The organism is Anoxybacillus sp. LAT27 (genome assembly GCF_022030075.1).
Classification (GTDB): Bacteria; Bacillota; Bacilli; order Bacillales; family Anoxybacillaceae; genus Anoxybacillus; species Anoxybacillus kestanbolensis.
This window is the reverse complement of sequence record NZ_JAIWYK010000015.1, coordinates 1-7,952: the sequence shown is the minus strand read 5'-3', so window position 1 is coordinate 7,952 and position 7,952 is coordinate 1. Positions and strand designations below refer to the sequence as shown.

Annotated in this window: 9 protein-coding genes; 6 read left to right on the top strand and 3 right to left on the bottom strand. The window is 42.4% G+C overall.

Annotation, left to right across the window (positions count from 1 at the left end):
• The coding region (locus LD028_RS01400; RefSeq protein WP_237810681.1) for an RNA-guided endonuclease TnpB family protein at positions 1-441 on the top strand (441 nt) is incomplete at its 5' end.
• A 206-nt stretch (positions 442-647) separates the two neighbouring features.
• Here LD028_RS01400 and LD028_RS01395 read toward each other — a convergent pair.
• Entirely contained in the window at positions 648-782 is a 135-nt protein-coding gene (locus LD028_RS01395) for a YqzM family protein (RefSeq protein ID WP_237810680.1), read from the bottom strand.
• 240 nt (positions 783-1,022) lie between these two features.
• Between LD028_RS01395 and holA the strand changes: the two genes are divergently transcribed.
• Positions 1,023-2,003 carry a DNA polymerase III subunit delta gene (holA, locus tag LD028_RS01390; RefSeq protein WP_284693574.1) on the top strand — a complete coding sequence of 327 codons (981 nt, stop codon included), beginning with the start codon at positions 1,023-1,025 and terminating at the stop codon, positions 2,001-2,003.
• Between the two features lie 9 nt (positions 2,004-2,012).
• Here holA and LD028_RS01385 read toward each other — a convergent pair whose 3' ends face one another.
• Both LD028_RS01385 and rpsT read right to left on the bottom strand, forming a co-directional pair.
• The gene (locus LD028_RS01385) at positions 2,013-2,693 is read right to left on the bottom strand and encodes a Crp/Fnr family transcriptional regulator (RefSeq protein ID WP_237810678.1); all 681 of its coding nucleotides are present in this window, start codon (positions 2,691-2,693) and stop codon (positions 2,013-2,015) included.
• Positions 2,694-2,749: 56 nt separating this feature from the next.
• Positions 2,750-3,016: a 30S ribosomal protein S20 gene (rpsT, locus tag LD028_RS01380; RefSeq protein ID WP_237810676.1), complete on the bottom strand. Its 267-nt coding sequence runs from the start codon at positions 3,014-3,016 to the stop codon at positions 2,750-2,752.
• 193 nt (positions 3,017-3,209) lie between these two features.
• Between rpsT and gpr the strand changes: the two genes are divergently transcribed.
• From gpr to lepA, 4 genes are all read left to right on the top strand, one after another.
• Positions 3,210-4,313 carry a GPR endopeptidase gene (gene gpr, locus LD028_RS01375; RefSeq protein ID WP_077428828.1) on the top strand — a complete coding sequence of 368 codons (1,104 nt, stop codon included), beginning with the start codon at positions 3,210-3,212 and terminating at the stop codon, positions 4,311-4,313.
• 65 nt (positions 4,314-4,378) lie between these two features.
• The gene (gene spoIIP / locus LD028_RS01370) at positions 4,379-5,548 is read left to right on the top strand and encodes a stage II sporulation protein P (RefSeq protein WP_129000590.1); all 1,170 of its coding nucleotides are present in this window, start codon (positions 4,379-4,381) and stop codon (positions 5,546-5,548) included.
• Positions 5,549-5,557: 9 nt separating this feature from the next.
• The gene (locus LD028_RS01365; RefSeq protein ID WP_077428824.1) at positions 5,558-5,863 is read left to right on the top strand and encodes a YqxA family protein; all 306 of its coding nucleotides are present in this window, start codon (positions 5,558-5,560) and stop codon (positions 5,861-5,863) included.
• 94 nt (positions 5,864-5,957) lie between these two features.
• A complete protein-coding gene (gene lepA / locus LD028_RS01360; RefSeq protein ID WP_006317830.1) occupies positions 5,958-7,784 on the top strand; it encodes a translation elongation factor 4 in 1,827 nt (608 codons plus the stop codon).
• Positions 7,785-7,952: the final 168 nt, after the last annotated feature.

The window sequence follows — 7,952 nt, the reverse complement described above, 5'->3', positions numbered from 1 at the left end:
CGTAGAAGATTAAAGAAAATCGGTCAACGAGAAAACCGTTGGATGCAAGATGTCAACCATTGCATCAGTAAGGCACTCGTTGAGCGTTATGGTAAGAACACGCTGTTTGTGTTAGAGGATTTAACAGGTGTTCGCCAAAGAACAGAAAAAGTGTCCGTTAACCATCGGTATGAAATGGTATCTTGGGCGTTTTATGATTTAAGACAAAAAATCGAGTACAAAGCACGCAAACACCAAGCCAAAGTGATTGTGGTAGACCCAACATACACATCCCAAACATGTCCAAAATGCGGACATACAGCAAAGGCGAATCGAAATAAGAAAACGCACACGTTCTGTTGCCAAACATGCCAATATACATCAAACGATGACCGAGTTGGTGCGATGAATCTTCAACGAAAAGGAATCGAGTACATCGTTGAAGAAACAATAAAAGCATGACTTTTGTTGTTGGGTAGTTGTCAACCTGCCCTGATGCAACCCCAAGTGAAGGAAGGAGGATAACATCCGCTTGCACTTCTGGGGAGTTGCAAGCCCACGACTTTAGTCGTTGGGTAGTTGACGAGCGGATAAGCACCATTCAGACGTTCTTGCCATAATATACAAGAAAAAAGAGACTGCAACACGCAATCTCTTTTAGGTGTCCATTATGCACCGAAAAATTTTACAAGTGTGGCGATAACGAACATCGTGGCGAAAAAGCCGAATGACACGATGAAGCCAACAGCCGAGTCAACGGCGTCGTTGCGCGTACATTGAACGTTTTTTTCAAATTCGTTCATGACCATCCCTCCTATTTTCTCACCCATTAGTATAAGGGAAAAAAGAAAGAAAATCTACATCGTTGACAACAGTTGTCACAAATAGTTCGCGTCAGATCGGAAAAGATAAGGATACCCGTTGGATAAACGAGTTCCTAGGGCTTGTTTTCCAACGTTTAAATAAATGGGAGTTGGCGATTCTCATCTGCTAACTCCCTTGTAAAATGCTCCGAAACGTTGTATGTTCTTTAGAGAAGATGGATGAAGAATGGGGAAGAGAACATGGAACAACTATATGTCATATATGGCACGGAGCATTTTTTAATGAAACAAGCGTATGAACAAATCATTCGTCGGGCATTGTCAGACGAAGAACGTGAATGGAATGTTAGTACATATGATTGCGAAGAAACGCCTATCGAGGTGGCGCTTGAAGATGCGGAAACGCTTCCGTTTTTTGGGGAGAGGAAAATCGTCATCGTCAAGCAGCCGTATTTTTTAACAACGGAAAAAGGAAAAGAAAAAGTAGAGCACGATGTGAAACGGCTAGAAGCCTATATTGACAAACCTGCTCCGTTTTCAAGTGTCATGTTTGTCGGTTCGTATGAAAAACTTGATGAACGAAAAAAAGTGACGAAAGCGTTATTAAAAAAAGCGCATGTCATCGTTGCTAAACCGTTAAACGAAAAAGAGTTAAAACAATGGGTGAAAGGACAATGTCAAATTGATGATAACGCGATTGACGTGTTGCTTGCATTGTCAGGCACCGATTTAGCGACATTAGCAAACGAAATTGAGAAGTTGATGCTTTTTGCTGAAGGGCGTTCCATTACAGCTGACGATGTTCGGTTGCTTGTATCGCGTACACTTGAACAAAACGTCTTCGTTCTCGTCGAACAGATTGCCAAGCGGAACATCACAGATGCGTTACAAACACTTCAAGATTTATTACGTCAAAATGAAGAGCCGATTAAGCTTGTCGCATTGTTGGCTAGCCAATTTCGGCTCATTTATGAAGTGAAAGAATTGATGAAAACAGGATACGGTCAACAACAAATGGCCTCGATGTTAGGTGTTCATCCGTTTCGTGTAAAAATGGCGGCAAGTTATGCGGGCGGATTTTCGGAACAGCAGTTAATGCACATTTTATATGATTTAGCGGAAACAGATTATGCGCTCAAAAGTAGTGCAATGGACAAACAGTTGTTATTGCAGTTGTTTTTCTTAAAGTTACAGCGGTAGAGAAACAATCTACCGCTTTTGTTGTAGCGCCTCGACATCAATGATATAGTAGCCGTTGTCATCTGTTGTTACGACGCCTTGCTGTTTCATTTGACTGAGTACACGACTGACTGTTTCGCGTGCGGTGCCGATCATATTAGCCAATTCGCGAGTTGTAAGCGTCGCTTTTAAACGATAACGGCCGTTGACATACACGCCGCTTGTTTTCGCTAATCGGATGAAAAGTCGGGCTAATTGTTCAGCTGTATTGTGAAAAACAAGTTCTTCTAACCGTGTTTGTAATTCAATAATTTTTTCTCCCATGATGCGAAACAGCTTTATGCATAGTTGTGGATAACAAATGAGTGTTTGTTCAAATTGTTCAATAGGAATGACAATAAGCGTCGTTTCATTCATCATTTCAGCGTGCGCTGGGTATGTACCACGTCGAAAAAAGCCGGTGTGCGGAAACATCTCTCCTTCGTGCAAAATAGATACAATTTGTTCTTTTCCGCTAACATCTGTTTTGTAAATTTTTACTGTACCACGGACGATGAAAAAAACACGATCGAGCGGATCTCCTTGCATAAAGGCGAGCGTTTTCGGTTTGCATGTGCGGACGGTTGCAATATGTACAATCGCATCTAATTCTTCATCAGATAGTTGAGAAAATAACGAAATGGTTTTTAACTGTTCTTTCACCCAATGCATATGTTCCCCTCCCAAACAGAAAAACAGCTTGCCGAGTATGACAAGCTGTTTTTTCATTATGCTGTAATGCTGTTTAATTTTTTCGCTAAACGTGATTTATAGCGATTTGCAGCGTTTTTGTGGATTAAGCCTTTGCTAGCCGCTTTGTCGATTTTTTTTGTCGCAAATACGAAAGCTTCTTTTGCTTTTTCCACGTCTTTTAACTCAACAAGCGCCTCAAATTTTTTGATTGCTGTGCGCATTGCTGATTTCATAGATGCGTTATGAGCGCGGCGCTTTTCGCTTGTTTTTGCACGTTTAATTGCAGATTTAATGTTTGCCATTTTTTTTCACCTCCATTAACCGATCGCAAATATATACGTTCAATACGCGACAGTTCGATGAACAATAAGAACAAGTGATATTCTACCAAACTGCTCTTAATTATGCAATAGGGCAAAGACGGAAAAGTACGATTGTATGAAAAAGGAGGAAAATGGATAAAACAAATGATAAAAAATACATGGAGGAAGCGGTATGATTGATTTACGACCGTATAGTGTACGAACGGATTTAGCGATTGAAGCGCATGAAATAGCGATTGAAGAACGACTACAAAACAAGCAGGAAACTTCGCTTGAGGGGGTATTGATTCGTGACTGGGAAGAAGATGGTGTTCATTTTTCATTTGTAGAAGTGACGGAAGAAGGGGCAAAAACGTTAGGAAAAAAAGCAGGAAAGTATTTAACAATTGAAGCCCAAGGCATTCGTACACAGGATACCGACTTACAGCAAAAAGTAGAAAAGCTTTTTGCTAAACATTTTTATGCTTTTTTACAGCAGCTTGGCATCCCACGAGAAGCAAGTTGTCTTGTTGTCGGATTAGGGAATGCGGAAGTAACTCCCGATGCGCTCGGTCCACTAGCTGTATCGAACTTATTAGTGACGCGGCATTTATTTCAGTTGCAACCGGAAAGTGTTCAAGACGGATTTCGCTCGGTGAGCGCGCTCGCTCCAGGAGTAATGGGGATGACCGGAATTGAAACGAGCGACGTGATTGCAGGGATTGTCGAAAAAACTCAACCAGATTTTATTATTGCGATTGATGCGTTAGCCGCGCGTTCGATTGAACGAGTAAATGCTACCATTCAAATTTCCGATACAGGCATTCATCCAGGAGCGGGTGTTGGGAATAAAAGAAAAGAGTTAAGTAAACAAACGCTAGGTATTCCCGTGATTGCGATTGGTGTACCGACCGTTGTTGATGCTGTATCGATTGCAAGCGATACGATTGATTTGTTGCTAAAGCATCTCGGTCGTGAGATGAAGGAAGGCAATCGAGCAGCTCGTGCGCTTGCGCCAGCAAGTCTCGTATTCGGAAAGAAAAAAAAGTTAACGGAAGAAGATTTACCGAGCGAGGCAGATCGTTCAGCTTTTTTAGGGATGGTCGGTCTATTGGATGACGAAGAAAAGCGGCGGTTAATTTATGAAGTGCTTGCCCCGATCGGTCATAATTTAATGGTTACACCAAAAGAAGTCGACGTATTTATCGAGGAAATGGCGAACATATTGGCGAGCGGGCTGAACGCTGCTTTGCATCATCGGATTGATCAAGAAAACGTTGGGGCATATACGCATTAGTTTTTTCGTTCTATCTTTCAAAGCGTTGTCATATTGATAGAGTAGACAAGCTTTGAAAGGGTGAAGTGATGAACATGATGGTGACCGTTCACGGAACGAGTATAAAAAAGTGGCTCGTATTTATTTTGTTTACATTTATGGGAACGTTGACAGTTGTCGCCACGATGACAGCGACATCGACATATCGCCTCTCTTCTTCGTCTGTTCATGAAGTGGCGAATCAATTTTCAACGGAATCGCTCGTGCATTTGCTTTCTTTTGAAAATGTGTACTTTCGTCAAACGTTGCCGAAAGATAAACAACAATTCCCGTATTCCCAATATTTTTTTCAAATGACGACAAGCGTTAATTTGAACGATCCACGCAGCTTGCTCGGACGAGAGCTTCCCGGTTTTTCGTTATATGATAGCGAAATTATTTTAGCTGGGGAAGGAACGGACTTTACAAACATTCCATACGAATCTCCTCCTCCTTTAGAGGTGTTGCTTGCGGAGCGTGAAGCTGCCCAAGAACAACTTCACGAGGAGGAAGCACCACCTGCTCCTGCGCCGTCGCAAACGACAGGAGGAAAGAAAGTCGTTTACATTTATCATACGCATACACAAGAATCGTATTTACCAGCATTAAAAGGGGTCACAAATCCAAACTTTGCGCATCATCCGACTGTGAATGTGACAAAAGTTGGCAAAAAATTAGGAGAAGAGCTAGAAAAGCGCGGCATTGGAACGGTTGTTGATACGACCGACTTTATAGGGAAGTTGTTGAAAAATAACATGGAATATTATCAAGCGTATGATATGTCGCGTAAAACGGTCGTTGAAGCGATGGCAAACAATCGTGACGTGCAATATTTGATTGATATTCACCGCGATTCTCGACGCCGCAACGATACGACGGTGACGATTAACGGAGTGGATTATGCGCGAGTGTCGTTTATTATCGGTGGAGAAAATGCGAAGTATGAAAAAAATTTACAGTTGGTAACAAAATTGCATGAAATGCTAGAAAAAAAATATCCGGGCTTGAGCCGTGGCACGTTTGAGAAAAAAGGGGTCGGCACAAACGGAAAGTTCAATCAAGATTTATCGGAAAACGCCATTTTAATTGAGTTTGGCGGTGTGGATAATACATTTCAAGAATTGTATCGAACAGCAGCAGCTGTAGCGGATGTATTTAGTGAATATTATTGGCAAGCGGAGAAGGTGAATGCGACACAACCAGCGGAGAAAAAGTAGGTGGGTAAGATGGTGAAATTTATGATGCAAAGTTTACTCATCGCCGTCATTTTTTTAGTCGGGGTATTGCTCGGCATGCAGCAAGCGAACGAAGGAATGCGAAAAATGAAAGGGTATAACGATCCTTCTCTCGAGCAAGTTGTACATGTATCAAAAGATGAAACGATCGTGCTCGGTCAATCCATCGAAGAGAAAAAAGAAAAACTGCAACAAATTGAGGCATTTAACATGTTTTCAAAAGCGGGACAAAAACTTGCGACATTCGTTCATTCGCTCGTTGAACAAATGTTCTCATTGATGCAAAAGGCAGGATAGCACTCCGCCTTTTCTTTTTTTGCGTTGAATATTGCGAACGTTGTTGCTATAATCAAAGCTAGCGTATTTCGGAAATTATAGGAGTGGAACATAGATGAATCGTGAAGAAAGACTAAAGAGACGAGATCGTATTCGCAACTTTTCCATTATTGCGCATATCGATCACGGCAAATCGACACTTGCTGACCGCATTCTCGAGAAGACAGGTGCGCTATCTGAGCGCGAGATGAAAGAGCAAGCGCTCGATTCGATGGAGTTAGAGCGCGAGCGCGGCATTACGATTAAATTAAATGCCGTCCAGCTTCATTACAAAGCGAAAGATGGACAAGACTACATTTTACATCTCATTGATACGCCTGGGCACGTCGACTTTACGTACGAAGTGTCACGTAGCTTAGCGGCGTGTGAAGGGGCAATTTTAGTCGTTGACGCAGCGCAAGGCATTGAGGCGCAAACGCTTGCGAACGTATATTTGGCGATCGATAACAACTTGGAAATTTTACCTGTTATTAATAAAATTGATTTACCAAGTGCCGATCCTGAACGTGTTCGTCAAGAAATTGAAGATGTCATCGGTCTTGACGCATCCGAAGCTGTGTTGGCATCAGCCAAAGTCGGCATCGGGATCGACGAAATTTTAGAGCAAATCGTTCAAAAAATTCCTGCTCCATCCGGAGATCCAGATGCACCGCTTAAAGCACTTATTTTCGACTCGCTTTACGATCCATATCGAGGGGTTGTCGCATACATTCGCGTGGTCGAAGGAACAGTAAAAGCTGGTCAAAAAATTAAAATGATGGCGACAGGAAAAGAGTTTGAAGTCGTTGAAGTCGGGGTATTCACACCGAAAGCGAAAGTCGTTGATGAATTGACCGTCGGTGATGTTGGATATTTAACCGCATCGATTAAAAACGTAAGCGATACGCGCGTCGGGGATACGATTACGCATGCCGACAACCCAGCAAACGAACCGCTTCCGGGGTATCGCCGTTTAAATCCGATGGTGTTTTGTGGATTATATCCAATTGATACAGCGCGTTACAACGATTTGCGTGAGGCGTTAGAAAAGCTACAATTAAACGATGCGGCGTTGCAGTTTGAGCCGGAAACGTCACAAGCGCTTGGCTTCGGTTTCCGTTGCGGTTTCTTAGGACTTTTGCATATGGAAATTATTCAAGAGCGTTTAGAACGTGAATTTAACATTGACATTATTGCAACAGCGCCAAGCGTTGTATATAAAGTATATTTGACAGATGGAACAGAACTCGCCGTCGATAATCCATCCAACATGCCAGATCCACAAAAAATTGAACGTGTGGAAGAACCGTATGTACGTGCGACAATTATGGTGCCAAACGATTACGTCGGTCCTGTTATGGAACTATGTCAAAAGAAACGCGGCATTTTCGGTGATATGCAATATTTAGACGAGCGTCGCGTTACGTTGACGTACGAATTACCACTTGCTGAAATCGTATACGATTTCTTCGATATTTTAAAATCGAGCACAAAAGGATACGCATCGTTTGACTATGAATTAATCGGTTATAAGCCGTCTAAGCTAGTGAAGATGGATATTTTATTAAATGGTGAAAAAGTTGACGCCTTGTCGTTTATCGTTCATCGCGATTCAGCGTATGACCGTGGAAAAGTGATTGTTGAAAAATTAAAAGACTTAATTCCACGCCAACAGTTTGAAGTTCCTGTTCAGGCAGCGATCGGCAATAAAATTATTGCACGTTCAACGATTAAGGCGTTGCGTAAAAACGTATTAGCGAAATGTTACGGTGGGGACATTTCTCGTAAGCGTAAGTTGCTTGAAAAGCAAAAAGAAGGGAAAAAGCGCATGAAGCAAGTCGGCTCTGTTGAAGTGCCGCAAGAAGCATTTATGGCTGTACTAAAGATGGACGATCAAAAATAAACCGCAGAACCATTCTGCGGTTTTTTAGTGTGCTCGGCATGAGTGCAATCTCTAGGGTGAAAGTCCCGAACTGCGAAGGCAGAAGTAGCAGTTAGCTTAACGCAAGGGTGTCCGTGGCGACGCGGAATCTGAAGGAAGCGAGCGGCAAACTTCCGGTCTGAGGAACAC

What these genes read in the sequence shown, in the direction of transcription:
- LD028_RS01365 (WP_077428824.1), top strand. Translation starts at nt 5,558, where the DNA reads ATGGTGAAATTTATGATGCAAAGTTTACTCATCGCCGTCATTTTTTTA.
- lepA (WP_006317830.1), top strand. Translation starts at nt 5,958, where the DNA reads ATGAATCGTGAAGAAAGACTAAAGAGACGAGATCGTATTCGCAACTTT.
- gpr (WP_077428828.1), top strand. Translation starts at nt 3,210, where the DNA reads ATGATTGATTTACGACCGTATAGTGTACGAACGGATTTAGCGATTGAA.
- LD028_RS01385 (WP_237810678.1), bottom strand. Translation starts at nt 2,693, where the DNA reads ATGCATTGGGTGAAAGAACAGTTAAAAACCATTTCGTTATTTTCTCAA.
- LD028_RS01395 (WP_237810680.1), bottom strand. Translation starts at nt 782, where the DNA reads ATGAACGAATTTGAAAAAAACGTTCAATGTACGCGCAACGACGCCGTT.
- rpsT (WP_237810676.1), bottom strand. Translation starts at nt 3,016, where the DNA reads ATGGCAAACATTAAATCTGCAATTAAACGTGCAAAAACAAGCGAAAAG.
- holA (WP_284693574.1), top strand. Translation starts at nt 1,023, where the DNA reads ATGAAGAATGGGGAAGAGAACATGGAACAACTATATGTCATATATGGC.